Origin of the sequence: Acetobacter sp. DmW_043, from assembly GCF_002153485.1 — a bacterium.
GTDB classification, from domain to species: Bacteria; Pseudomonadota; Alphaproteobacteria; order Acetobacterales; family Acetobacteraceae; genus Acetobacter; species Acetobacter thailandicus.
In genome coordinates, this window is record NZ_JOMN01000014.1 from 1 (window position 1) to 24322 (window position 24322).

A 24322-nucleotide genomic window follows, 5' to 3' on the forward strand; every position below is an offset into this window, starting at 1 on the left:
GACATGGTAGGGGTCGTAGGTTCAATCCCTGCTGCGCCCACCATTCCTGTCGCAGAAAACTGGGTATTTTTAAGACATTCCCCAAAAATTTATTACCAATACTAACCTAAATTCATTCATGGCTATTTGGTATCATATGAAATGACTGACTGATGACGCCATGTTTGGTTCTGCCTTTGCAAAAACAAGAACCGGGTCATGCAGAGATTCCGCCTTCCCGGCGACTTTCAGTTTTGTATCTCAGTGTTGTCTGCCGTGTTGTCTGCCGTTCGTAATTTCTTTATTCCATCCGCGAAAATATCATCCTCTCTCAGCAAACATATCCATCGTCTTGAGGCATTCGTCCAACACAACAGCACGAGCCCTCTTTCAGCCCGATACTTCCCCGCTCCGCGGCCTCCTCAACTCTTAAGACTTAATAAGAAAGAACCCTTCTGCTTTAAAATTGCGCGTCTTTACACAGAGATTAAGGCCGGGCATTTATAGAACCTTGAGTAGTAGATCATAGTAACTACTATAAGGATAAATCCAAAACCTGAATGGCTAGTGCCATGTTATTGTCGAGGCTATCACGTATTCAGTTTCTTAGTATCAAACCGACTTTACAGCCTGCAAACAAAAACCAGGAATAGAGCCTTTTTTATCGGGACTTGAAAATTAATATTTTCTCACATCAGATTACGAAGTAATTATAAAGAATATCAGAAGGCGGGCTATTAAATCTCATCTGGTTATTCTTCTATGACCCGCGAAACGTATATTATGGGCGCATATACATCATTACCACTTTGATCATTATAAAGCTACACACAGGGGTGTGTTTTTATATTTTTAAACTTAATGAAGCAAAAACTCAGCACATACCACACTCAATAAACAGGGGCGGCGCGTGACCACCCCTGACAAATATGCTCAGGCTTCTAAACCACCATCCACTGGCAGGGCTGCACCCGTAATATAACCGGCTTTAGGGCTGGCCAGGTAAGACACCATGTCAGCAATGTCCTGCACCGTGCCATAGCTGCCAGTTGCTGTAAAACTGCCAATCAGCCTGGCAGACTCACCTGTAGCCGGGTTCAGATCTGTGTCAATCGGGCCCGGCTCAACCACATTGACTGTAATACCGCGTGGCCCGAGGTCACGGGCAACACCCTGTGCAAAACCGCGCAGCGCAGCTTTTGTCGCCGCATAAAGTGAAACACCAGGGAAAGGCGCACGCGCACCAAAAGCAGAGCCAATGTAAATAAGGCGACTGCCTTTTGTCATGTGCTTCACAGCTTCTGATGTTTCAACCATCACACTGCGCACATTCAGGTTAAGCACCTGCTCAATCTGCTCAACGCTCATTTCATCAATCGGACCATAAGGATAAATACCGGCATTACACACCAGCACATCAAGACGACCAAAGATTTTCACTGTCTCAGCAATAACGTGCTTATTGCCGGCTACTGAGCCACCATCAGCCTGGACAGGAACAATTTTACGGCCCGTAGATTTCAGCTGTTCAACTGTCTCCAGCGCAGCTTTTTCATTGCGGGCATATGAAAAAGCGACATCATACCCATCTCTGGCCAGCTGCCCGACAATGGCTGCGCCAATACCACGACTACCACCAGTCACCAGGGCTACGCGTGTTGTCATTTTCACTCTCCTTCGAAACGATTACAGGCCAAGCATCAAAGCAATATTCTGCAAAGCAGCACCCGATGCACCTTTACCAAGATTATCCAGACGTGCCGTCAGCACAGCCTGCCGGCTATGCGTGCTGCCATGCACACGCAGCTCCATGCCGTCATTGCCCGCCAGTGCGGAAGCCGACAAAGAGCCCTCAGCCGGCAAAACCTTAATTTTATCCTGTCCGGCATAATGAGCCATCAGAGCTGAGTGCAGATCTTCAGTTGTCACATGGCCTTTAAGGTCATCAAGATGCAGCGGCACTGACACAATCATGCCACGTGGAAAATGCCCAACTGACGGTACAAACACAGGGCGGCGCTTCAGCCCTGCATGAAGGTGAATTTCTGGCACATGCTTATGCTCAAGCCCCAGACCATACAGTTCAAAAGCCGGGCCGCCCTCCTGCTCATGCGCCTCAATCATGGCCCGGCCACCGCCTGAATACCCGCTGACAGCATTAATACTGACAGGATAATGAGCATCCAGCACACCAGCATCAATCAGCGGGCGCAGCAGAGCAATCGCTCCGGTTGGGTAACAGCCGGGATTTGAGACACGCTGTGCCGAGGCAATTTTTTGTGTCTGACCTGGCGTCAGTTCAGGCAGACCATAAACCCAGTCAGACGCTGTACGAAAAGCAGAACTGGCATCAAGCAGACGTGGTGCACCTGCACCCTCCTCTGCCATCATCTCCGCAGCTTCGCGTGAGGCTGCATCAGGCAGACACAACACAACCAGCTCTGCCGCCAGCATCGCCTCCTTGCGGGCTGCCGGATCTTTACGATGTGCCGGGTCTATCGTGTGCAGCTGCACAGGCAGGTCCACAAGGCGCTGTCTGATCTCAAGGCCTGTTGTGCCAGCTTCACCATCAATAAAAATAACCGGATTCTGCGTCATGCCGTATGTCTCTGTGAGGTGTGTCGAAAAAAAACCCTCATACTCTGCTCAGCATCAGGATCGTTGTCTTGTCGGCAGACTATTCGTCATGCATCTTCCTGGCATTATAGGGTGTGACGCTCCACAGATGAAGAGGGCAACGGAAATAAGAGCCATCTGCACAATGCAAAGGGCTACAGCCCTCGGGAGCTTGCACAAAGTATCATGAGAGGAAAGGCACTCTTTATGGCGTCAGAACACTTACCTGCCTCTGCCAGCGAAGCGGAGCAAACTGCTGCACAGGAAATAACACGTCTGGCAGCGTTAATGGCACGACTGCGTGACCCGCAGGGCGGCTGCCCATGGGACCTGGAACAAACCCCCCTGACCATTGCCCCCTATGCTATTGAAGAAGCCTATGAGGTACTCGATGCCGTTGAACGGCAGGACTGGCCTGCCTTTGCTGATGAACTGGGAGACCTTTTGCTTCAGGTGGTCTATCAGTCCCGCCTGGCAGAAGAAGCTGGTCTGTTCTCGCTGGCCACAGTAGCCCGCTCTGTCACTGAGAAAATGATCAGACGCCACCCTCATGTTTCCTTCAGTCGCGATGTACTGGGAAAGGAAGCTTTTGAGGAAACCGATACAAAACACAGAGCTGACACTGACCTGCCTGCTCAATGGGAGAGTCTCAAAGAGCTGGAACGCCAGAAGCAGGGCGTGTCATCCGGTGCGCTGGCAGGTGTGCCGCCGGCTCTGCCTGCTTTACTGCGCGCCTCAAAAATTGCCGGGCGGGCCGCACGCGTCGGGTTTGACTGGCCGGATGTCGGAGGTGTTGTCGCCAAGGTTCATGAAGAAATGGATGAATTTTCGGTTGAAATGGCAGCCGGTGACAAAGATCGTATGCAGGATGAACTGGGAGATGTGCTGTTCTCTCTGGCCAGCCTGGCCCGCCGCCTGAAGCTCGACCCTGAAGCCTGCCTGCGCCAGGCCTGCGATAAGTTCACACGTCGTTTTGAAGCCGTTGAAGCCAGGCTCTCAGCCCGGGGGCTGTCTATGCAGGACAGGCCGGTTGAGGAACTGGATGAGCACTGGCAGGCCGTAAAAAAAGAACAGGGCTGACACACAAATTATATATCTGTGCGCACCTCTGACTGACCGCTTCTTTTAAGCAGCAGCAGCGCAAAGAGAAAGACTGCTATACCACCGAGAGAGAGTAACGCCCCTCCCTGCCCCAGCGCACCATAACCAAAGTGCCTGGCCAGCAGGAAACTGCCCATTGAGGCACCAAGTGCATTCGCGATGTTAAAAGCGGAGTGGTTAAGCGATGCGGCCAGTGTCTGGGCATCTCCAGCAAAATCCATCAGACGGGTCTGCAAAGCAGGTCCCAGCCCGTTCACAAACACCGCAATTGCCAGCATATCCACCAGCAAAGCAAACTGGTTATGCAACACAAACGGAAACATCACCATAGCCACGGCACTACCGGAAAGAGACAATAAAGCTGCAAAATTAATACTGCGGTCAGCCAGCCATGCCCCAAAATTTGTGCCGCTCAGCATAGCAACACCCCAGGCGACCATAAAGCCCATCACTTCCCACTCTGGCACGTGTGTCACCTCAACCAGAACCGTTGTCAGATAGGTGTAAATACCAAACATGCCTCCAAACCCGATCGCCGCTGTCAGCAGGGTCAGCATAACCTGCACATTACGCATCACGGCAATTTCACGCAGTGGAGAGTTTTTCCGGTTTGGCCAGTCAGCAGGAATACAAAACCACACGCCGGCAAATATACATAAACCCAGCAGGCCTATTACCAGATATGAAACCCGCCAGCTGGCATGATTAGCCGTAAATGTTGCCAGCGGAGCCCCAATAAGCGTTGAAATCGCAATACCTGACAATACCTGCCCTACGGCCTGACCGCGCTTTTTACGCTCTGCCATAGAAGCGGCAACCAGAGCCGAAATACCAAAAATAGCACCATGAGGCAGACCGGTAACAAAACGTGCAGCCATGACAGCCGAAGGCGATGAAAGAGACACGCACAGAATATTACCAAACGCAAACAGCAAGAACAGCAAAAGCAGCAGTTCCCTGCGCGACAGGCGCGCGCCAAGAATGGTGATCAGCGGAGCACCAATGACAACCCCTATTGCATAAGCCGTGATTGCATACCCGGCTGATGATGCAGAAAGTCTGAGGGATTCGGCAAATTCCGGCAGCATGCCCATAATGGCAAACTCACCTGTGCCGACAACAAAAGTGCCTGCCGTCAAAATCAGCATAGCCACTAATCTGCCATGAGGGGCCTCAACAGGAGGCATAGCACTACTGATGGGCGGTATCGGTTCTGAGGACATAAACAGAGCTCTGATGACATAAAAAGAAGCGGCAGCTCAAAATATATTACTGCCCGCCACAAAGAAGGGCTGTGTGCCTATCATCTTTTTCGTCACCATTCGAGTCTGAGACGTAACGAAAAATGCCCGGCCACAACAGACCGGGCATTTTTACAACATTTTTCCTGACAATTAAAAAACTTAGACTGCTTTTTTAGCAAGATAACCCACCAGACGACGAGAAAAAGCATTCACGTCTTTAGGAGGTTCACCGTTCTGGATGCTTGCAACATCAAGCAAAATCAGTGCCAGCTCATCAACCGACTGACCCGCCTTAGCCATATCTGCCAGATGATGCACTACAGGATGTGTTGGATTCAGCTCAAGAATCGGCGTCACACCGGGCATACTCTGATTGCTGCGCTGCATCAGTTTTTGCAGCTGCAGGTCAGGTCCTCCTTCAGGGGCTGTCAGCACCATCGCGCTGTCAACCAGACGGTTCGTCGCTCTGACATCTGAAACCGCTTCACCCAGAGATGCCTTGAGAGCCGGAATAAGGGCTTCCATTTCAGCTTTCTCAGCATCACTCTCAGCTGGTGCACCAAACTTCTCAAGGTCACTCTGCCCCTGCGCCACATTACGCAGCGTTTTTCCTTCATAAGAGGACAAACGATCAGGCCAGAATGAATCTACAGCATCAGAAAGCAGCAGAACCTCAATACCACGCGCCTTGAAACCCTCGATCTGAGGTGAGGTCTCAAGAGAGGCTGCACTATCACCTGTCAGATAATAAATTGCTTCCTGCTCAGGCTTCATGCGACTGATATAGTCATCAAACGAGGTCAGCCCCTCAACAGCACTGGAACGGAAACGACACAGTGCTGCAACTTCATTACGATGCACCGGGTCATCCCACATGCCTTCTTTCAGAACCGGACCGAAGTTCTCCCAGAAAGAGGCATAAGACTCGCTGTCCTTCGCGCGGGTTTTCAGCTCAGACATAACTTTGCCTGTGACTGCTTTGCGAATACGGACCAGAACAGGTGTTGCCTGCAGCATCTCACGTGAGACATTGAGAGGCAGGTCTTCTGTGTCAACCACACCCTGCACGAAGCGCAGCCAGGGCGGAAGAATCTCTGCTTCATCCGTAATAAACATACGGCGCACATGCAGTTTCACGCGGCTTTCGCGGGTCTGTTCTGCAAATTCAAAGGGGCGGCTGCCTGGCACAAACAACAATGCTGAAAATTCAATTGTACCTTCAGCACGCCAGTGCAGGGTGTCCCACGGTGTGTCGAAATTATGCGTTGTATGGCGGTAAAAGTCGTTCAGCTGTTCCTCAGTAATCTCGCTGCGTGGCTTCAGCCACAGCGCGGTTCCTTCGTTCGCTGCTTCTTCTTTCCCTTCACGCATAATGGTCACAGGCCATGAAATGTGATCAGACCATTTTTTAATTATGCTCTGCAACCGCCATGGATCAAGAAACTCGTCCGCATCCTCTTTAATATGGAGCGTAATATCTGTGCCGGGCTTATCTCGCCTAGCAGGAGAGAGCGTATATGCGCCCTTACCTTCTGAGGTCCAGCGCCATGCCTCGTCAGAGCCGGCACGGCGTGACACAACATCAACCTTATCTGCCACCATAAAGGCTGCATAAAAGCCAACACCAAACTGACCAATCAGACTTGGGCGATCTTCTGGTTTTGCATTAGACAACTGGGCACCAAAAGCGCGTGTGCCAGAACGGGCAATAGTGCCAAGGTTGGCAACCAGCTCGTCGCGGGTCATACCGGTGCCATCATCGCTGATAGTCAGCGAGCGGGCCTCTTTCTCAGGGTTAATGCGAATACCTGCGCCGTCTGGCAGGGAAAGAGCACCATCTGTCAGAGCTTCAAAGCGACGCCGGTCAGTGGCATCAGCCGCGTTAGCGACCAGTTCGCGCAGAAAAATCTCACGCTCTGAATAAAGTGAGTGAACAACGAGGTCGAGCAGGCGCCCTACTTCTGCGCTAAATTCCCGTGTTTCGGTTCCTGCTGCGCTGCTGGCTGCATCTGTCATAATCATAGATCTCCGCGTTTTGCGTCCTGTATGCATCACAAGCACAAAAGCCCCTGCCCGCAGGCCAGAAGCTTTCACCTTCTGCATCACAGGCAGAGATGAGGAGAGAAAAGAGAGTTTTCAATATGCCTGTTTCATGTTTCTCTGACTTTATTCTCTTTTAGCCTGCTCTGCCTTTATATGAGGCCAGCCAGGGCAAAGAGTAGCACGCAAAAACAGAGTAGATCAGCCCAGACATTAAAGGCCCGAACATGCTGCAACATCTCAAAGCTCTGGTGCACAAATGGTTTCGAAAGGCGACGGGCCGTAATCCTTCTGCCGCAGGCAACCCTCCACTGGCCGTTTTTACAATGGCTTATAATGAGCATGATATGCTGCCCCTGTGGGCACAACATTACATCCGTCAGGTCGGGGCAGGACACGTCTATATTCTTGACCACGGAAGCGATCATTTACCGCCTCTGCCCGGATGCAGTGTTATAACACTCAAACGGGATGAACTGGATGAAATTGAACGCACAAAAATCGTTGAAAATTTTCAGCAAAAACTTCTTCAAAACTATCGCTTTGTCCTGTTCACTGACTGCGACGAATTTCTGATTGCCCGGCCTCAACAGTACCTCTCTTTGCGCGATTATGCACAAAACTGCCCTTACAAAACGGTACAGTGCGTTGGTGTTGATATTATACAACAGGAGGCGGATATGCCACCTGTCCGGTGGCATCAGCCAGTCCTGCACCAGCGCCCTTATGGCGCCATACGCCCGTGGTCATGTAAGCCCTTACTGTCATCTGTACCTTTATCCTGGCAACCAGGTTTTCACACATGCGATCAGCCTGCGACACTCGACACCAGTCTCTGGATGATACATTTAAAATATGCTGATCAAAAAAGAACATTGCAGAGGTTATCTCTGACACGATCTCTGCAATGGAGCCAGCAGGCAATCCGACTCAGGCACGGAGACTCTCACCGCATCAGCGATGAGCAACTTATTGATTTTTTCAATATTTTTCAAAAAAATAAATCTGAAAAAAACCTGGATAAACTTGACCTCAGAAATATTATACAGTCCGGCCAGGAAAGCAGCCTTTACCGCATTCCCCATGAATTTATAAATTCACTATAAAAATTATCCGATATTATCTATCTTTTTTGCTACTTTATATACCGTCTCTCTCAGCCAGCTATGCACGGGGTCATTATCCCGTCGAGGGTGCCACGCCTGAAACGCATCAACATAGGGCAGCGCAAAAGGATAATCAAAAGTCGCCAGTCCCGTTTCTGCTACCGGGACATGATTAATAACCATATCGGGTAATGTTACAATCAGATCAGTATAACGGATGCTATCAACCATCGCTTTGTAATTTGGCACAACAAGAACAATGCGTCGCATTAAGCCATATTGCTCCTGCAATATTTTATCTATCGGGCCGCGGGCACGCCCTCTGCGTGACACACTGATATGATCATAATGTGTCAGGCTTTCAGGTGTAATTCCTTCTTTAAAAATGGGATGATCCTTACGCACAAGCGCCTTCATCATATTATGAAAAAGTGTCTGACGTCTTATCTCTGATTTGAGCATATCTGTAGCTCCGATATAGAGATCTACAGAATCCTTACGCAAGGCAAGGTCGGCCTCATCATCAAATTCAGGAGCAAAAACCAGCTCGCAGTTCGGGCAGTCACGCCGCAGGGCTTCAAGCAAAGGCAGCGCCAGGACAGAAATCACCACATCATTCGCCCGAATAACAAATTTAGGCGACATAAGGTGAAGGTTATCAAGCACACGGGTTTCAACCAGTGTATCTGCAGCTCTTACAACCTCCTGCACCCGGTTTAAAATACCCAGAGCAAAGGCGGAGGCAATCAGATGTCGTCCGCAGGGCACCAGAAGGGGATCACCAAACACAACACGCAACTTAGCCAGGTGACGGCTCATAGCCGGTTCGCTGACGTTCATACGCTGTGCTGCCACAGAAACACTCTGTTCTTCTATCAGAACCTGAAGGAAGCGCAGCAAATCAAGATCATATCCTCGCATGCCGGCACCTTATCATTACACCTAACGAAAATGAAATTTATAATCATTCCGGAAAGTGGAATCCTGAAATAATCAGAATGAGGGTTTTCTTCATTTAAGTTCCAGTGATTATTCCACCATCTCTCTTCAGACCACCGGAAGCCGGAAAATCACTATGGACGCAGCTACAACACATATCAGTCCTGCCCCTGAGGCTGCTGCGCCTGTTATCCATGCGGCCCCTCCTGTGCCCTCCTACATCCCGCCTTTTGGGCTGCGTACTGTTATCGGGTGCCTGGGGGTACTGATGGCAGTACATATTGTAGGGTTTAACGAACACGTCACACAAATCGGCCTAGCAGATATCAGGGGAGCCATGCACATAGGCCACGACGAGGGCACATGGTTTATCACTATATACGAAGCCTTTAATATTGCCTCTATGGCCTTCACCCCATGGTTTTATGCAACTTTTTCTATTTATCGTTTTGCCATTTTCATGACGGCGATTGCCGCTTTACTGGGCATCCCGGCCCCGTTTATGCCTGATGTCACCTCGCTGTGCGTGCTGCGTGCCTTTCAGGGGCTGGCATCAGGTTGTCTGCCCCCCATTCTCATGACGGTCATGCTCAAATACCTGCCACCTCAGATCAGAGTATTCGGCATTGGTGGCTATGCCATGAGCGCAACATTTGGCCCCAACCTTGGTCTGCCTCTTGAGGCATTCTGGTTTGAGCATGTTGGCTGGCACTGGCTGTACTGGGAGGTTATTCCTATGTCTGCCGTCGCTGTTGCAATGATGGCTTATGGCCTGCCCCGTGACCCGGTGCACCTGGAACGCTTTGAAAAATTCAACTGGCTTGGTGTGTTAACCGGCCTGCCTTCCATCTGTGCGCTGGTCACAGTGTTGTATCAGGGTGATCGGCTTGACTGGTTTCGTTCCCCGCTGATTATCAACCTGACATTCTGGGGTATGGCCGCTTTTATTGTTTTCGTTATTAACGAAGCCTATCACCCCAGCCCTTTCTTTAAGGTGCAGTACTGGAAATCCCGCAATATTCAGTCTGCTCTGCTGTCGCTGGTCGGTATCCTTGCTATTTGTAGTCTCCTCTCAGAAATACCGGCGACATACCTTGAAGAAATAAGAGGCTACAGACCTATTCAGACTGCCCCGATTTCTCTGGTTGTGGCTCTGCCACAGCTGATTATGCTGCCTCTGATTGCCGCCATATGCAACAGTCGCAAAGTAGACTGCCGCTATATTCTGGCAGGTGGCATGCTGTGCTTAGCCGCAGCATCATGGCTGGGTACCTGGCTGACACCTGACTGGGTGCGTGACAATTTCTACATTATCCAGATCCTGCAGGTCTTTGGTCAGCCTATGACTGTCATCGCTACACTGATGCTGGCAGCACTAACCCTGGGGCCGGCAGATGGTCCTTACATTTCGGGTATGGTGAACATGCTTAAAGGGCTGGCTAATGCCGTGGCTTTTGCCATTTTCTCAGTCATGACACGTCGTCGCGAGCAATATCACTCTGCCATGCTGCTCGACCATCACGGGAATAATGGCCTGGCTTTACAGGGTATGGGCAACCCGATTGGTCAGCAGCTTTCAAATACATCGCCCGATGCAGGGCATGTCACCCACAATACACTGGAGGTTTTTCATACCTTCATCCACGAGCAGGCACTCGTGCTCGGACTGGCAGATATTTACTATGTCCTTATCTGGGTCTGCCTGTTCTTTGCTGCGCTTAATCTCATCCTGCCGCGCCGCATTTACCCGCCCAGCGCCCCTGCTGCGACGGCCCCTGCACACTAACTTTTGCGGAACAGACACATGCTTTATAAAAAACCTCTGCTTTATGCTGGTGGTGCGGCAATCGTGCTCACTGCCGCCGCCTGGGGCGGTGCCCGCCTGGTAACGGGCAATGGCGTTGACCAGTATACAAATGATGCCTACATCACTGCCGATTTTACGGCCGTTGCCCCTAAAGTCGCAGGGCGTATTGACCGCGTTCTGGCTGAAGACAACGAAGCCGTTAAAGTTGGCCAGGAACTCGCTCATATTGAAGATGATGACTACCGGGCAGCTCTTGAGGCAGCGCAGGGCCGCCTGAAAGCCGCTCAGGGTTCTGTTGATAACCTTAACGCTGAGCTGACACAGCAGGATTCTATCATCGCTCAGGCAAAAGCTGCCGTTCAGGCTGATGAAGCGACTTTGCTGTTTACACGCCAGAATATGACACGGTACCGCACCCTTTCATCAGGTGGTGCAGGTACAACTGAGCAAAAACAAGCTGCTGAAGCCCATGAAAAAGAAGCTGAAGCCACCCTGCTGCGCGACCAGGCTGCCACGACCAGTGCTATCAGCCAGATTGACGTTTTAAAAGCACGCCGCACACAGGCTGAGGGGGAGCTGCTTCAGGCGCAGGGAGACGCGCATCAGGCTGAGCTGAATCTGTCTTACTGCACCATCCCGGCTCCTGTTTCAGGCATTGTGGGTGAGCGTGGCGTACGTGTAGGGGCATATGTGCACCCGGGCACTGCAATTCTTGCCATTGTACCCACAGATAAAGCCTATGTTCTGGCAGATTTTCAGGAAACACAGCTTACTCACGTGCAAACGGGGCAAAGTGCAACAATATGGGTTGATACCTTCCCTGGCCATCCGCTCAAAGCACATGTTGACTCCCTTGCCCCGGCAACCGGCGTCGCCTTCGCGCCTATTCAGCCCGACAACGCCACCGGCAACTTTACAAAAGTTGTGCAGCGTATTCCGGTAAAGCTGACATTTGACGATGGCCAGCCCCTCGCCTCCAAAGTGCGCGTAGGTATGTCAGTCGAAGTCAGCATTGATACTGCTTCTACCCCTTCAGGTCCTCATGCCGGTGATGCTCGCTATGTCTGGCACTGATTTTTCTCATGCACAGCGCAGTGTGCGCCTGCCACTGCGTTATGCCCTGGCCTCTGTCTGTCTGGCAGCTTTAAGCGCCTGCACAGTTGGCCCTGACTATCACAAAACAGCTATTAAAACGACGAACGCATGGCACCAGAGTGTTACTCCGCAAAACAGCCATCCCGTCACAGCATCTGCTGACCCGCAATGGTGGAAAGAGTTTAACGACCCTACCCTGACAGCACTGGAGCAGGAGGTTGCCAGCGCTAACCTTGACCTGCAGGTTGCGTCTCTGCGACTGCAGCAGAGTGAAGCTGAACGCAAAATTGCGAGTGCGGCACAAATGCCCCATCTCGGTGCAAATGCGTCTTATGCCCGTGAGCGCGCCAGTAGCAATGGTATTCTTGGTTTGCTGGGAAAAATGGAGCAATCCACTCCTGGTGACATCGCCAGCGGAGCCCAGGGCTTTGGCCCCGCAGCACTGCCCGGCAGCGTTGGTAATCCCTCATTCAATCTGCCGCAATATGGTATGAATGCCTCGTGGGAGGTCGATCTGTGGGGACATGTACGCCGACAGGTCGAGGCAGCAACAGCAGCCCTGCACGCAAGCGAAGATATGCGGCGTGACGTGATTGTCTCACTGATGGCGGAAACGGCACAAAATTACATAGACCTGCGCGGCGTACAAGCGCAGATGGCTATTCTTGACCATAATATCAATATTGCCCGCAACAGCGTGAAACTCACGAACATGCGGTTTGCACAGGGTGCTGCAACCAGGCTGGATGTCGCGGATTCAACCGGGCAGCTCCGTGGATTTGAAGCCCGGCGTGCTCCGCTTGAACGCCTGCAGGTGCATCTGCTCAACGCACTAAGCTTTCTGGTCGCACGCGAACCAGGCACTCTGAACGAACGCCTTGGCAAAGCCGGGCCAATTCCGCCTGTTCCTGCAAACCTGCCTGTGGGCCTCCCCTCTCAGCTGGCAGAAAGACGCCCTGACATTCGTATGGCAGAAGAACGCCTGCATGTTGCTACCGCCAGCGTTGGCGTAGCCGTCGCTGACTTCTTCCCCCGCATCACGCTGTCAGGCAGCCTTGATATACAGGCTCTGCAATTTAGCGGCCTGGGGTCATGGGCTTCACGTCAGTATGGGTTTGGGCCAACGGCAACTTTCCCGATTTTTGAGGGTGGACGCCTGCTGGGTCAGTACAGACTACGTAAAGCACAGCAAAGAGAAGCTGCTATTATGCTGCACCGCACCGTGCTGAAAGCATGGGAAGAAGTGGATAATGCCATGGCTGACCTTGCCACAGCGCAGTCTGAACGGGACAGGCTACGCGAAGCAGTAGCCCAGAACGAAATTGCCGTTGAAACAGCTCAGGCACAGTATAAAGCTGGTTCTTCAGACTTTCTGTCTGTGCTGACGGTGCAAAATCAGCTTCTGGCCTCACAGGCCCGCTTTGTTGAAGCCACCACCGAAATTTCACGCTCAGTCACCCGGCTCTACCGTACCCTTGGCGGTGGATGGGAAAATGCTTTTCCTGTCACCCGGTCTTCACACAGCTAGGTAAAAAGGATCATACCTCATGTTAAAAGTCAGGCGTGCAGAAACACTTGGTCAGGTCACAGATGGAGAAGCACACCTGCACTGTCACTTCGCATTCGGAGCGTATAACGACCCCGCACATATGCACAATGGCCGGTTACGGGTAGTAAACCAGATCAGCCTGCCTGCTCAGGCACAGTATGTGGCGGGCCCCGAGAAAAATGTTGATATTGTAACCTGGGTTACGCAAGGCTCAGTTACAACACAGTGCGAGCACTTTCACGCTGAGACCATCAACAAGGGTGATATACAGGTGTTGTGTACTGCTACCGGGTGCACCGGCCTGAGCTGGAAGGCTGGTGCAGAAGCAGCACAGCTCCTGCAGTTCTGGTTTTTGCCTGACTGTAAAGGCGGCATCCCCATGCAGGAAATCCGGAATACCAGCGGATATCCTGACACAACAGGGTTTCGTATTATTGCCTCCGGTTTTCCCGATGACGACCCCGAAGAAGAAGAAACGATCAGAGATGGTGCACCAGCAGCCTTACTGGGCAGCGGGCGCCTTTTGCACACCACTCTCAGCGCCGGTGAGGGGGCCCGCTACCAGACCACACCAGGGCGCTCGCTCTTTCTGCTCGTTGTCAGCGGGACTGTCACACTTGAAGGTACCACACTTGATGCTGGTGACAGCGCCGCCATTTCTGAGCAGCAGGAGCTCCTCATCATAGCACAGAGCGATGCCTCCGTGCTGCTTGCCGACACAGCATACGACGCTTCTTAACCGGCGTGCGCGATATGACGGGCCAGAACCTCTGGTGTACAAACGGTCTCAGCCTGGCAGAGCCTGCTCTGCAGCACCTGAGGCTGACCATGATCTGCCCTGTCTGCGACCGGTAAAGTTTCACGCAGCTGCTTCAGGCTCTGATGGAAAATAACGAATTTAACCTGATTTTTTCCATCTGGCATCTGCCAGAGTTCAAACCCCAGAACAGTGTCTGGTGCTGTTGGGTCAGGCTGATCTTTAAATGACCAGTCAAGGCCAAATAGAGCTGACAGCATATCAAGTGTGGTATCATGCCCCGCAAAAACAACAACTTTTGCATCCTGCGGGAAAACTGCCTCAGCAGGCGACGGCGGCACTTTATTATCGAGCAGAGCAAGAATGGCTGAAACCAGAAACTGACCACGACGCGCAGCCAGGGCCGGCATACGCCTTATAGTTTCACTCTGATAATTATGAGCTGGCAACACCATGTTAAGCAAAGCAATCTGACTATCATCAGATGATGAGGCCGGCAGGCTGACCGTTGCAGGCAAACCCTGTGCGTATTCTAACAGCAGATTTTCAGAAACTGTTGCTGAAAGTGCCAGACCACCAGAGGCGTGAGGGGCACCTTTTTTCCAGGTCAGGCGTGCAGGAGCTGTAAAACATATAGCTGGCGTATGCCCGCACCCTTCAGGATCAAAGAGCTTTTGCAGCGTCTCCTCAGCCTCTCTGACATCCTGGGGTAAAGCACCAGCCTCATCATGACGGTAAACTGCCTGTAAAATGGCAGAAATATTATGCTGATCAGCATAAGCATGACCGCTTGCCAGGGCATTAAACAACGGATCTTTCTGACCCGGAGCCAGAGAATGTGCCTGGGAAACACATCCGCCGCTCATACTCTGCGCAAGAATATCTCCTGTTTGACGCGTACGGGTATCCGCCGCATCAGCCCAGACAAAAAGTGATGATGTGTGCGGGCATACCTGTTTTTCTGCCCCACCCAAACCAGAAAACGGGGCATAATAATGCCTGATAAAATCACCCATCAGGTGCAGGTCTGCCCGGCCATGGTCCGTCAGCTGCCCTGGAGGCACAGGCCAGGGGCTCCATGAACGACCGGTTTTTACGTTAAGCGTCTCAATTTTTTGTGTCGGGCTGCGAATACCATGGCGGGCCACCAGTACAACACGCTTAAGAACCGCTCCGGAAGGCGGCGCACTCTGCTTACTGGCAGCAGCGGACGACACTGATAAAACAGAAAAAAGGGCAGCACACAGAGCGCCCTGTGAAATACGAGAGAAAAAAGCAGACAAATTCAGCCCTTCGGAAGTGCCCGGGCAGCCTTCTCGCTCAGGCGTGTCACAAGCAACTGGTTAATACGAAACCCTTCAACATCGACAACTTCAAAACGATAGCCAGCCTGGTCCACTCTGTCCGTCTTGCGTGCCATGCGCCGCAGACGGTGCATAACAAACCCGCCTATCGTATCAAACTGTGTGCTGTCGGGCAGATCTGCCAGATGGAGCTCACGCATGACATCACCAATCGGGGCAGCGCCGTCAATCAGCCACGAGGTTTCATCACGACGCACGATGGCCTGCTCGTCAAACGGGTTAGCCAGACCGTCCATCAAAGCACCCATAATATCTTTAAACGTGATAAGCCCGACAACCAGGCCATATTCATTCACGACCAGAGAAAAACCGACACCATGCGTATCAAACTGCGCAAGCGTGTCCCACAAATTCAGGGTTTCAGGAACAGAGAGGACATCACGGCGCATTCTGAAGATCGGATCAGCCGGTATTGTCTCCCCCGGAACCGGAGGGATTGTCGGGTCAACGACTGAGGCCAGAACGTCCTCCGAACGGATAGAACCGACAACCTTATCAAGCCCGCCATTACATAGCGGGTATCGCGAATAAGGCTTTGCTCTTACTTTTTCATGGTTACTACGGGCAGTGTCCTGCGTATCGAGAAAAACAATCTCATCGCGCGGGGTCATTGCTGATGTCACGGAGCGATCCTGCAAACCCAGCACATTTTCAATCATCTGATGTTCCTGCTCAAGCAGAACACCCGAAGCCGTACCAGCGGCTAAAATAGCGCGTAAATCTTCAGGTGTGACAGGTTCAACAGCAGAAGCTGCCGGAATTTTAAGAGCACGCAAAACCGCATCAGAAATTTTAGAAAAAATCCAGACAACCGGATAAAGAACACGCAGGGCAAATTTAGGAAACCAGCCTATGCTCAAAGCAACTTTATCAGGAGCATTCATTGCCACACGTTTTGGCAGCAGGTCAGCAAACAGAACAAAAACACCAGTAACAAAAATAAAACTGGCAGCAGAACCAAGCTTTTCAGCAAGCCCTGGCCCGACACCCCAGTATGTCAGCAAAGCGCCAAAGGGCGGAGACAGCATTTCTGAGCTGACAATCCCCCCCAGAATACCAACACCATTAAGACATATCTGCAGAACCGTCATGACCTGTCCGCTATTGCGGCGCAAAGCAAGAAAAGCCTGAGCCCGATGATCACCTGCCTCAGCACGCGAGCGCAGCCTGACCTCACGCGCAGCAGCGAACGAAATCTCAGACAGAGAAATCAGAATACTAACCGCAATAAGAAGAAAAAGGGTCAGAAGCCCCAGTAAAAAAAGGATCAAAGGAATGCTCTGGATAAGATAATGCACGAAGTGCTTCGCGGCTGACTATACCCTTTATAACCTGTAATGCCTAGGCTTATGACCTGCGAGACAAATGAGTTGTTAAGCAGTCAGGCATCATGTTTTTAATATACGAAGCATGTTACGAAACAAAATTACACAGGATATAAACCATAAATGATAAAAAAAATATAACAGAATAAAACGATTTAAAATATAAAATTAATAATAACCTCTTTTAATTTATAAAAATCAAAATAAATATATAAATATTAAGCCATAAATAAAAATATAAACTTCATAATTTATAATTATATTATTTTTTTTGATTATTTTTAAAAAAAATACCAAAAAAAACCACAATATAAGAAATTGTTATTTTTTATAACAGGTTGCACTGTTTTCTTTTTTGCTTATGGCTAATAAGCATGGTTTTATGCAATAGTCTAAGAATTAGTTCAGTCACCAGCTGTCATACCAAAGGGATGGCAGTCACAAAACCAGAGAGTCGTCTATGAAGCTGAAACAACTCCCTCTCCTCATGGCCCCTGTTCTGATGCTGGCCGCCTGTGCGCAGACGCCCATGGGACCAACAGTGATGGTACTGCCAGGCAAAGATAAGTCTTATGCAGAATTTGCTCAGGAGCAGTCCTTCTGCAAATCGCAGGCAAACTCTGCTGTAAGCGGGCAGGCTGAAAACCAGAACCATCGCGCCCTGTTAGGTGGCCTTGCCACAACCGCACTGGGTGCTGGCCTTGGTGCTGCTATTGGCGGCGGCTCAGGCGCTGCTATTGGTGCTGGTGCAGGCGCACTGGGTGGCGGCCTTGGTGGAAGCATGTACACCAACAACCAGCAAGGCGGCATTCAGACCCAGTACAACAATGCCTATGCACAATGCATGGTTGCCTATCACAACGTACTCGGCCAGTAAGTCGTCAGTATAACAGAGCAGGTACAAAACCTGCTCTGTCTCTCCCGGTAATTCCGGCCGGGAAAGGCTCTTTACCCCATGCCCTCCTCCTCTTCTGTTGCAGCTGTTATTCTGGCGGGTGGCCATGGAACCCGCATGGGCGGGTGTGAAAAGCCCCTGCTATCCCTACAGAGCACACCAGTACTCTCCGTCATTCTCAGGGCGTTACAATGCTCTTTACCTGCAAGCTCCATAGCACTCAGCACTAACAGCCCGGCCTCGCTATATGCCGCATGGAAGTTACCTTTGCTGCGGGATGATACAACAGATACCGGCCCTCTGAGCGGACTTCTGGCAGGATTAAAATGGGCGAGACAATCAGGCGCTGATACATTAGTGACAATACCGGGTGATACACCCTTTATTCCTGACACATTAACCTCTGACCTCACTCCCGCTCCGGCGGCGGCTATATCTGATGGCCGGCGGCATCACCTGGTTGCTTCATGGCCCGTAAGCTGTGTCGAAAATTTACAAAACTGGCTTTCAGACAAAGAGAATAAATATAAACGCCGCGTACGCCTGTTTGCAGATACCCTCGGCATGAAAGAGATTTCTTTCTCTGCTTCACCTTATGATCCATTTTTTAACATCAATACACCCGATGATTATGCAACAGCATGCCAGATTATGCAGAGTATAAAAAATGATTTCTAAATCACTTGTTTTTTCATGGGATACGAAAAAAATTACAGGTCATGGCGTTTCAGAGCACTCTTTAAAACTGGCAGATGAAACACCCGTCACTTTTATTATCAACAGCATTTCTTATGCAACAATGATGATAACAGCTGAAAATATTGAAGATTATAGTTACGGTTTTTTAAAAACAGAACGCCTTGTTTCCTCACCGGATCATATTCGCTCGCTAACCATAGATACAACAGAAAATGGCATAACAGTTAACGTGCTTATAAAAGGAAGCGATTTTAAAAAAATCCTTCAATTACAAAGAAACATGACAGGACGCACCGGTTGTGGCGTTTGCGGCACGCAGGATCTTGAAACACTGCACACGAACCTTCCTTCCGTTGCACAAAAACCACCTGTAACGCAGGCTGCTCTGCTTAAAGCACTCAATGAGCTCCCTCACCTGCAAATATTAAACAAAGCTGTGCATATGGTTCATGGTGCCGCCAGATGCAGCGTAAATGGTGATATCCTTGCCGTACGCGAAGATATTGGCAGACACAACGCACTGGATAAGCTGATCGGAGATGGTTTAAGAAATAATATTGATTTTTCAGAAGGGTTTTGCCTTATTACAAGCCGCTGCTCATATGAAATGGCACAAAAAGCCATTATTGCCGGCTTTACAACACTGGTTGCCATCTCTGCACCAACTGTGCGTGCACTACACCTGGCACAACAGGCTGGCCTGACACTCATCGGGCTTGCCCGACCAGAAAGCCAGTTTATCTTTACACAGCCTGAGGCTACTCACCCACCAGCTTAAAATGCAGCCTGAAGGCGCGTCACAACAGAATTCCCATTACGACCGGATATATTATAAGGCAGCTGATTTCGTGTCACAATAAAATGGTTATAATCAAGCATAACCCTGAAGTGACGATTAGGGTACCAATTCACACCACCAGCCCATACTGTTTGCTTTCCCCCTCTTATACCAGCCGATAAATCATTAAGATCTGCGACACTATATCGCCCTGACACCTCAAGCGCGCCCCACTGACCATGCTGAGGATCAAAATCTGCCTCAACACCAGGAGCAGAAAAAGCTCCCTGCCTGATGTCATAAGCACGCGGCTTACCCAGTATAGTATAAGTTACTTCACCATAGTACCCGTCAAAATTAACGACAGGCAGACCACGCTCGCTGCGCTGTACACCAATATGATAGTACTCCCCTATCATAATCAGTCGTCGCCAGCGCAGGCCAAGCTCCGGGCCTGCCGCCCAGACAGGCCCTGTATTACTAACCGTAGCAGAAATAAGCTTTGTACCTGTCAGACCTGCCTCTGTCGCCTCTCCCGGAGAGTAACGTCGGCCGGCAGAGTTTTGTGTCGTTTTAAATGCACTCAGTGCTGAAATTCCAATATGTATATCGACATTTTTTGAGATATAAGGACGGCCGGCTACACGCAGGGTTGCACCAGTCTGGCTGTCAGAAACTGTAGAATCGTTCCCTCTGGTTCCATAACTCTGACCCGTAAAATATCCTGCTATCCACCAGCGTTTTTCATAGTGCAAAGCTCCCGCACTAAAGCGGGAATCTCCTGCAGCTATGTTACGCACAATATTAGTAATGCCCGGCCGCTCAAGCATCTGAAAATTGTTGGAACTTTGTGAATCATAAAATGTGACGCGTGGCTGAAAATAGCCAACTGTTACATAAGTATGAGAAAAACCTGTATAATTTATATTTGCTTCATATAAACTGACTTTTCCGTCTGAACTGCTTGATCCCCAGTCGGGAGTAACATTCGCTATCCAGTTTTTATATCGAAAAGAAACTGGCAGCCTGAGACGACGTAAATTTTGTGTCAGTCCAGGAAAATTTCCCTTCGTTTCACCAGGGCGCGGAGACATACCAAAAAAACCACCAATATCTTCATGCAGGGCGAGCCCCACTGAAAAAGCATAAGCGGCATCAGCAGAAGCAATAGTAAACCGCCCACGAGGAAAACCTATAATCATGCCTCCCACGCGTACGTTTTCATCTTTCTGTGTAGCCCAGTGAAAATGCTTCCACGACTCAACAACACCACGGTCAGAAGGTGGCGTACCAATTTCAGATAAACGCAGAATATTATACTGTGAGGCACTATCAGAAAATTTTATTGCAGGGTCAGATGGGCCAGACACGACATGACGCACTTTTTGCTCAGACAACTCAGCAGCCGGGAGCGGAGCAGCAGGTGCCGCTATTTTTTTCTGATTATTACGATTAGTCCGGGCTTCACTTTTTGCCAGACGCACTTTGAGCGATGAGATCTGCCCCATCAGCTCACGTCGCATAGCAACCATCTCACGTCTTAACTCCTGTATCTCAGCAGCATCAGAAGATGCAGCCAGAGCCGCTGACGCATTACCTGTTGCCAGACATGAGAACAAAAAAAAGCCTGAAGAGAATACTGTGCGGCGCATCAGACACCATTGTAATTACAAAATCACCTCTTCTTTCGATTATAAATGAAATTTATTTTATTTATATATAATTTTGGTAACTTTAATATAAAAATGGCTCGCCTTTGCAGGCGAGCCACACAGTCTCATGCAATCTTAAGTTTAACTTACTTCCATGAAGACAAAATAGATGTTTTTACAGCCGGTGGCAAAGTTACATAGTCCAGCCCGGTAGCAAGGCTATCGCCTTTTTCAAAACCCCAGGTGAAAAATTTCTTCACAGCTTTACTACGTGCTGCATCAGCCGGAGCAAGCGGCACCAGAACATACGTTGCAGAAACAATCGGCCAGGCACCTTGTCCGGGAGTGTCAAGCAGATCAACCGCGAAATGATCAGCATGCTGCCAGTCTGCTGAAGAGGCTGCCTGGGCAAAGCTCTTCTGGCTGGCTTCTACATTTTCACCGGCATGATTACGCAGCAATACGGTCGTCAGGTTATTTCTGCTGGCGTAAGCAAACTCAACATACCCGATTGCGCCTTCTGTGTTATGCACCGTAGCCGCAACCCCGTCATTACCGCGTGCGCCCAGACCACCAGGCCATGAGATTGACGTCGCTGCCCCCTGATTTTCTTTCCAGCTGGCAGATGACCGTGCGAGGTAAGACGTAAAAACAAACGTTGTTCCTGAACCATCAGCACGGTGAATGGGAGCAATAGCCATGTCAGGCAGCTTCAGACCTGGATTCAAAGCTGCAATTTTCGGATCATTCCAGTCCGTAATCTCACCGGCATAAATACCGGCAAGCACCGGTCCACTCAGCTTAAGGGTCGCTGTTTTAACGCCAGGCACATTGATAACAGGAACAATGCCACCCATTACGGTAGGAAACTGAAACAAATGTGCTGAAGCAATTTTGGCCGGAGCAAGCGGAGCATCAGATGCGCCAAAATCAACCGTACCAGCCATAACCTGATTTTGCCCGGCACTTGAGCCAACGCTCTGATAATTAACACTCAGTCCTGTTGCGCTGGCAGCGGCATCACCCCATGCCTGATAGATAGGAGCAGCAAAGCTTGAGCCCGCACCGGTAATGCTCTCGGCCAGCGCCGTACCAGAGCATAAACTACCGGCAAGACCGGCTGCTGCCATCACTGCAAAACATGACCGTAATGAAAAACGCATCTATCTACTACCTTCTGAGTATCAGCTTTTAACCAGAGCCATAACACTCTTTATTTTAGCCTGCTGCTGCAAAGACTATCATAATCTGCTCTTAAGTTGCATGACTGTTTCATGACACATGAGCAGGTAACCAGATCAGGCAATCCGTGCCCTGACCAACAACACTCTCGATCCTGAAGCGCCCGCCATGACGAGCTATAATATGCTGCACGATCGCAAGCCCGAGACCACTCCCCTGCACGACGGCAGATGTCCTGGGCACACGATAAAACCTCTCTGTCAGACGCGGGAGATGGCGGGCAGCTATACCCGGACCATTATCTGACACCCTGATTTCCACACCGGGATGTCCCGGCCACCCTTTACCAGGCTCTGCATCCCTGCAGGTCACTGTAATTTCAGGTTTATGGTCCCGCGGCAAATCAGAATCCTGTGTGGCATATTTCAGCGCATTTTCAACCAGGTTCATCAGCACCTGCACCATCTGATCAGTATCACCGGCAACAGACTGTACTGACAGGTCAGACACTACAACATGCAGTTTTGTTTTTTGCCGGCGACACAGCACCGAAGCCTCACGCTCGAGCTTACGACACAACTCCTCCAGGACAATCTGCCCCCGAGGACGCTGATGCTCAAGCATCTGCACCTTTGAAAGATAAAGCAACCCATCGAGCAGACGCTGCATGCGCTGCCCCTGCTCTGCCATAATGGACAAAAACTCTTTCTGCGCATCAGGATCGCCTGCAGCAGGCCCCTGAAGGGTCTCTATAAACCCAAGCAATGCAGCAAGCGGTGTACGAAGCTCATGACTGGCATAAGCCACAAAGTCCGCATGCTGACGCTCTGCCATCTCCATTTTTGTTACGTCGTGCAAAACAACAAAAGTCAGAGCAATATCGCGTGCAAAGCGCTTTTTTCGGTTCTGATCAACGGCGAGAAAATAAGGCGAAAAAACATGCCGTTGGAACAACGCTCTGACAACACGTCGCACAGGTACGTCCTGAACAATCAGAGCCTCTTCCGGCGCCGCATTTCTGGTAGCGTCTTTTTCCTTCAGTCTGTCGAGGCTGCTCTGGAAAGCGGGATGACGCTCTATCGCATTCAGCCCGCCTGAGAACTCTGCCTCAGCATAGGGCGATGTATGCACTATACGACGTTCAGAATCGAGAACGACCATCGCCACCGGCAGGGCAGCCGCAATCGGCTCAATAACAGCCAGCAGCCTTGACTGCGACATTGGCCGCAAAAAGCGGTCAGATTTCGCACCGGCCCGATGACGGGAGCGCAACATAAGGGCCGTTACGATACCAGTGATACTGCTCCCGGTGACAACACCTCCCGCAGCGTACAGCAAAGCAGCAGAAAGCATCTGTCACCCTTTTGTCAGAAGCACATTCTCAGGCAAACGGAAGATCAAGGGAATAGCCCCGGGCTCTTACCGTTCTGATCAGGTCCTGTTCACTCTCATCATCATTGAGAATCCGCCGCAGACGCCGGATGTGCACATCAACTGTACGAAGCTCTACACAGGAGCTGCGTTCCCACGCGTGCTCCAGAAGTTCCTCACGCGAGAAAACCTGCCCGGGATGCATCATCAGGAACTCAAGGAGACGATATTCCGTTGGTCCGAGAGACAGTTTACGCCCGTTACGCTCAGCCTTATGCTCGACCCGGTCAATGACCATATTTTCAAAGCGCAGTGTTTTGTCTGGCGGCGGCAAACGACGCAGCAGGGCCTTAACACGCGCCAGCAGGGCCTCCATACCAAAAGGCTTAATAAGATAGTCATCAGCACCCGTATCAAGACCACAGACACTATCTGTGTCCTCACCGCGTGCGCTCAGCATAATAATTGGTAAAGATCGGGTTTTAGCCTGACCGCGTACACGGCGGCACACTTCAATCCCTGAAACACCAGGTAACATCCAGTCAAGTAAAACCAGATCAGGCAAACGTGCAGCAATATAATCAAGTGCTGCCTGACCGTCTGCTACAACGTGCACCTCATAACCCTGCTTATCAAGATTGTATGATACGAGGCGAGACAGCGCCGGATCATCTTCCACAACCAGAATATGTGTTTTATGCGTCATAACCTGCTCAACTGCTATTTGGGCGAATCATACGCGTTTATGTCAGGCAAACACAACTCTGGTATGAATAAGTACAAAATTTCATGAAACCAGAGAGAAACATCATAACATATTGAT

Annotated in this window: 20 protein-coding genes; 9 read left to right on the forward strand and 11 right to left on the reverse strand. The window is 50.5% G+C overall.

Annotated elements, in window-relative coordinates; translation table 11 throughout:
• Positions 1–912: 912 nt before the first annotated feature.
• Both HK11_RS04950 and argC read right to left on the reverse strand, forming a co-directional pair.
• On the reverse strand, positions 913–1644 hold the full coding sequence (locus HK11_RS04950; protein WP_086554245.1) for an SDR family NAD(P)-dependent oxidoreductase: 732 nt from the start codon (positions 1642–1644) through the stop codon (positions 913–915).
• Between the two features lie 21 nt (positions 1645–1665).
• Positions 1666–2577, reverse strand: coding sequence for an N-acetyl-gamma-glutamyl-phosphate reductase (gene argC / locus HK11_RS04955; RefSeq protein WP_086554246.1), 912 nt, complete (start codon positions 2575–2577; stop codon positions 1666–1668).
• Between the two features lie 225 nt (positions 2578–2802).
• Between argC and mazG the strand changes: the two genes are divergently transcribed.
• The gene (gene mazG, locus HK11_RS04965; protein WP_233133322.1) at positions 2803–3675 is read left to right on the forward strand and encodes a nucleoside triphosphate pyrophosphohydrolase; all 873 of its coding nucleotides are present in this window, start codon (positions 2803–2805) and stop codon (positions 3673–3675) included.
• 8 nt (positions 3676–3683) lie between these two features.
• Here mazG and HK11_RS04970 read toward each other — a convergent pair whose 3' ends face one another.
• Positions 3684–4919, reverse strand: coding sequence for an MFS transporter (locus HK11_RS04970; protein WP_086554249.1), 1236 nt, complete (start codon positions 4917–4919; stop codon positions 3684–3686).
• 180 nt (positions 4920–5099) lie between these two features.
• Entirely contained in the window at positions 5100–6956 is a 1857-nt protein-coding gene (htpG, locus tag HK11_RS04975) for a molecular chaperone HtpG (RefSeq protein WP_086554317.1), read from the reverse strand.
• Between the two features lie 251 nt (positions 6957–7207).
• Here htpG and HK11_RS04980 point away from each other — a divergent pair, with 251 nt between their 5' ends.
• Positions 7208–8086 carry a glycosyltransferase family 2 protein gene (locus HK11_RS04980; protein WP_086554250.1) on the forward strand — a complete coding sequence of 293 codons (879 nt, stop codon included), beginning with the start codon at positions 7208–7210 and terminating at the stop codon, positions 8084–8086.
• Between the two features lie 3 nt (positions 8087–8089).
• Here HK11_RS04980 and HK11_RS04985 read toward each other — a convergent pair whose 3' ends face one another.
• Positions 8090–9007 carry a LysR family transcriptional regulator gene (locus HK11_RS04985; protein ID WP_086554251.1) on the reverse strand — a complete coding sequence of 306 codons (918 nt, stop codon included), beginning with the start codon at positions 9005–9007 and terminating at the stop codon, positions 8090–8092.
• 154 nt (positions 9008–9161) lie between these two features.
• Between HK11_RS04985 and HK11_RS04990 the strand changes: the two genes are divergently transcribed.
• From HK11_RS04990 to HK11_RS05005, 4 genes are read left to right on the forward strand one after another with little or no spacing between them, the layout of a single operon-like run.
• Positions 9162–10811 carry an MFS transporter gene (locus HK11_RS04990; protein ID WP_086554252.1) on the forward strand — a complete coding sequence of 550 codons (1650 nt, stop codon included), beginning with the start codon at positions 9162–9164 and terminating at the stop codon, positions 10809–10811.
• A gap of 18 nt (positions 10812–10829) precedes the next feature.
• Positions 10830–11906 (forward strand): HlyD family secretion protein, encoded by a 1077-nt coding sequence (locus HK11_RS04995; protein ID WP_086554253.1) that lies wholly within the window; start codon positions 10830–10832, stop codon positions 11904–11906.
• Positions 11893–13455 (forward strand): efflux transporter outer membrane subunit, encoded by a 1563-nt coding sequence (locus HK11_RS05000; protein ID WP_086554318.1) that lies wholly within the window; start codon positions 11893–11895, stop codon positions 13453–13455. The genes HK11_RS04995 and HK11_RS05000 overlap by 14 nt, the downstream gene beginning before the upstream one ends.
• Positions 13456–13474: 19 nt before the next feature.
• The gene (locus HK11_RS05005) at positions 13475–14215 is read left to right on the forward strand and encodes a pirin family protein (RefSeq protein WP_086554254.1); all 741 of its coding nucleotides are present in this window, start codon (positions 13475–13477) and stop codon (positions 14213–14215) included.
• Here the strand turns inward: HK11_RS05005 and HK11_RS05010 are convergent.
• A complete protein-coding gene (locus HK11_RS05010; RefSeq protein WP_086554255.1) occupies positions 14212–15516 on the reverse strand; it encodes a histidine-type phosphatase in 1305 nt (434 codons plus the stop codon). The two genes, HK11_RS05005 and HK11_RS05010, sit on opposite strands and share 4 nt — an antisense overlap.
• 2 nt (positions 15517–15518) lie before the next feature.
• The gene (locus HK11_RS05015) at positions 15519–16868 is read right to left on the reverse strand and encodes a hemolysin family protein (RefSeq protein WP_086554319.1); all 1350 of its coding nucleotides are present in this window, start codon (positions 16866–16868) and stop codon (positions 15519–15521) included.
• 514 nt (positions 16869–17382) lie between these two features.
• On the opposite strand from HK11_RS05015, the gene HK11_RS05020 reads away from it, so the two are divergent.
• The 3 genes from HK11_RS05020 to fdhD all read left to right on the forward strand — a co-directional run bounded on the left by HK11_RS05020 (position 17383) and on the right by fdhD (position 19294).
• A complete protein-coding gene (locus HK11_RS05020) occupies positions 17383–17799 on the forward strand; it encodes a glycine zipper family protein (protein WP_086554256.1) in 417 nt (138 codons plus the stop codon).
• Positions 17800–17877: 78 nt separating this feature from the next.
• Positions 17878–18495 (forward strand): molybdenum cofactor guanylyltransferase, encoded by a 618-nt coding sequence (locus HK11_RS05025; protein ID WP_086554257.1) that lies wholly within the window; start codon positions 17878–17880, stop codon positions 18493–18495.
• Positions 18485–19294: a formate dehydrogenase accessory sulfurtransferase FdhD gene (fdhD, locus tag HK11_RS05030; RefSeq protein ID WP_086554258.1), complete on the forward strand. Its 810-nt coding sequence runs from the start codon at positions 18485–18487 to the stop codon at positions 19292–19294. The genes HK11_RS05025 and fdhD overlap by 11 nt, the downstream gene beginning before the upstream one ends.
• Here the strand turns inward: fdhD and HK11_RS05035 are convergent.
• The 4 genes from HK11_RS05035 to phoB all read right to left on the reverse strand — a co-directional run bounded on the left by HK11_RS05035 (position 19291) and on the right by phoB (position 24205).
• Complete coding sequence (locus HK11_RS05035; protein ID WP_086554259.1) at positions 19291–20946, reverse strand: OprO/OprP family phosphate-selective porin; 1656 nt, start codon at positions 20944–20946, stop codon at positions 19291–19293. The genes fdhD and HK11_RS05035 overlap by 4 nt on opposite strands.
• A gap of 146 nt (positions 20947–21092) precedes the next feature.
• Entirely contained in the window at positions 21093–22109 is a 1017-nt protein-coding gene (pstS, locus tag HK11_RS05040; RefSeq protein ID WP_086554260.1) for a phosphate ABC transporter substrate-binding protein PstS, read from the reverse strand.
• 109 nt (positions 22110–22218) lie between these two features.
• Positions 22219–23481 (reverse strand): cell wall metabolism sensor histidine kinase WalK, encoded by a 1263-nt coding sequence (locus HK11_RS05045; RefSeq protein ID WP_086554261.1) that lies wholly within the window; start codon positions 23479–23481, stop codon positions 22219–22221.
• A 28-nt stretch (positions 23482–23509) separates the two neighbouring features.
• Positions 23510–24205 (reverse strand): phosphate regulon transcriptional regulator PhoB, encoded by a 696-nt coding sequence (phoB, locus tag HK11_RS05050; protein WP_086554262.1) that lies wholly within the window; start codon positions 24203–24205, stop codon positions 23510–23512.
• Positions 24206–24322: the final 117 nt, after the last annotated feature.

Excerpts from the sequence above, each read along its gene's own strand:
- HK11_RS04950 (WP_086554245.1), bottom strand. The coding sequence starts at position 1,644 with ATGACAACACGCGTAGCCCTGGTGACTGGTGGTAGTCGTGGTATTGGC.
- argC (WP_086554246.1), bottom strand. The coding sequence starts at position 2,577 with ATGACGCAGAATCCGGTTATTTTTATTGATGGTGAAGCTGGCACAACA.
- mazG (WP_233133322.1), top strand. The coding sequence starts at position 2,803 with ATGGCGTCAGAACACTTACCTGCCTCTGCCAGCGAAGCGGAGCAAACT.
- HK11_RS04970 (WP_086554249.1), bottom strand. The coding sequence starts at position 4,919 with ATGTCCTCAGAACCGATACCGCCCATCAGTAGTGCTATGCCTCCTGTT.
- htpG (WP_086554317.1), bottom strand. The coding sequence starts at position 6,956 with ATGACAGATGCAGCCAGCAGCGCAGCAGGAACCGAAACACGGGAATTT.
- HK11_RS04980 (WP_086554250.1), top strand. The coding sequence starts at position 7,208 with ATGCTGCAACATCTCAAAGCTCTGGTGCACAAATGGTTTCGAAAGGCG.
- HK11_RS04985 (WP_086554251.1), bottom strand. The coding sequence starts at position 9,007 with ATGCGAGGATATGATCTTGATTTGCTGCGCTTCCTTCAGGTTCTGATA.
- HK11_RS04990 (WP_086554252.1), top strand. The coding sequence starts at position 9,162 with ATGGACGCAGCTACAACACATATCAGTCCTGCCCCTGAGGCTGCTGCG.
- HK11_RS04995 (WP_086554253.1), top strand. The coding sequence starts at position 10,830 with ATGCTTTATAAAAAACCTCTGCTTTATGCTGGTGGTGCGGCAATCGTG.
- HK11_RS05000 (WP_086554318.1), top strand. The coding sequence starts at position 11,893 with ATGTCTGGCACTGATTTTTCTCATGCACAGCGCAGTGTGCGCCTGCCA.
- HK11_RS05005 (WP_086554254.1), top strand. The coding sequence starts at position 13,475 with ATGTTAAAAGTCAGGCGTGCAGAAACACTTGGTCAGGTCACAGATGGA.
- HK11_RS05020 (WP_086554256.1), top strand. The coding sequence starts at position 17,383 with ATGAAGCTGAAACAACTCCCTCTCCTCATGGCCCCTGTTCTGATGCTG.
- HK11_RS05025 (WP_086554257.1), top strand. The coding sequence starts at position 17,878 with ATGCCCTCCTCCTCTTCTGTTGCAGCTGTTATTCTGGCGGGTGGCCAT.
- fdhD (WP_086554258.1), top strand. The coding sequence starts at position 18,485 with ATGATTTCTAAATCACTTGTTTTTTCATGGGATACGAAAAAAATTACA.
- HK11_RS05035 (WP_086554259.1), bottom strand. The coding sequence starts at position 20,946 with ATGCGCCGCACAGTATTCTCTTCAGGCTTTTTTTTGTTCTCATGTCTG.
- pstS (WP_086554260.1), bottom strand. The coding sequence starts at position 22,109 with ATGCGTTTTTCATTACGGTCATGTTTTGCAGTGATGGCAGCAGCCGGT.
- HK11_RS05045 (WP_086554261.1), bottom strand. The coding sequence starts at position 23,481 with ATGCTTTCTGCTGCTTTGCTGTACGCTGCGGGAGGTGTTGTCACCGGG.
- phoB (WP_086554262.1), bottom strand. The coding sequence starts at position 24,205 with ATGACGCATAAAACACATATTCTGGTTGTGGAAGATGATCCGGCGCTG.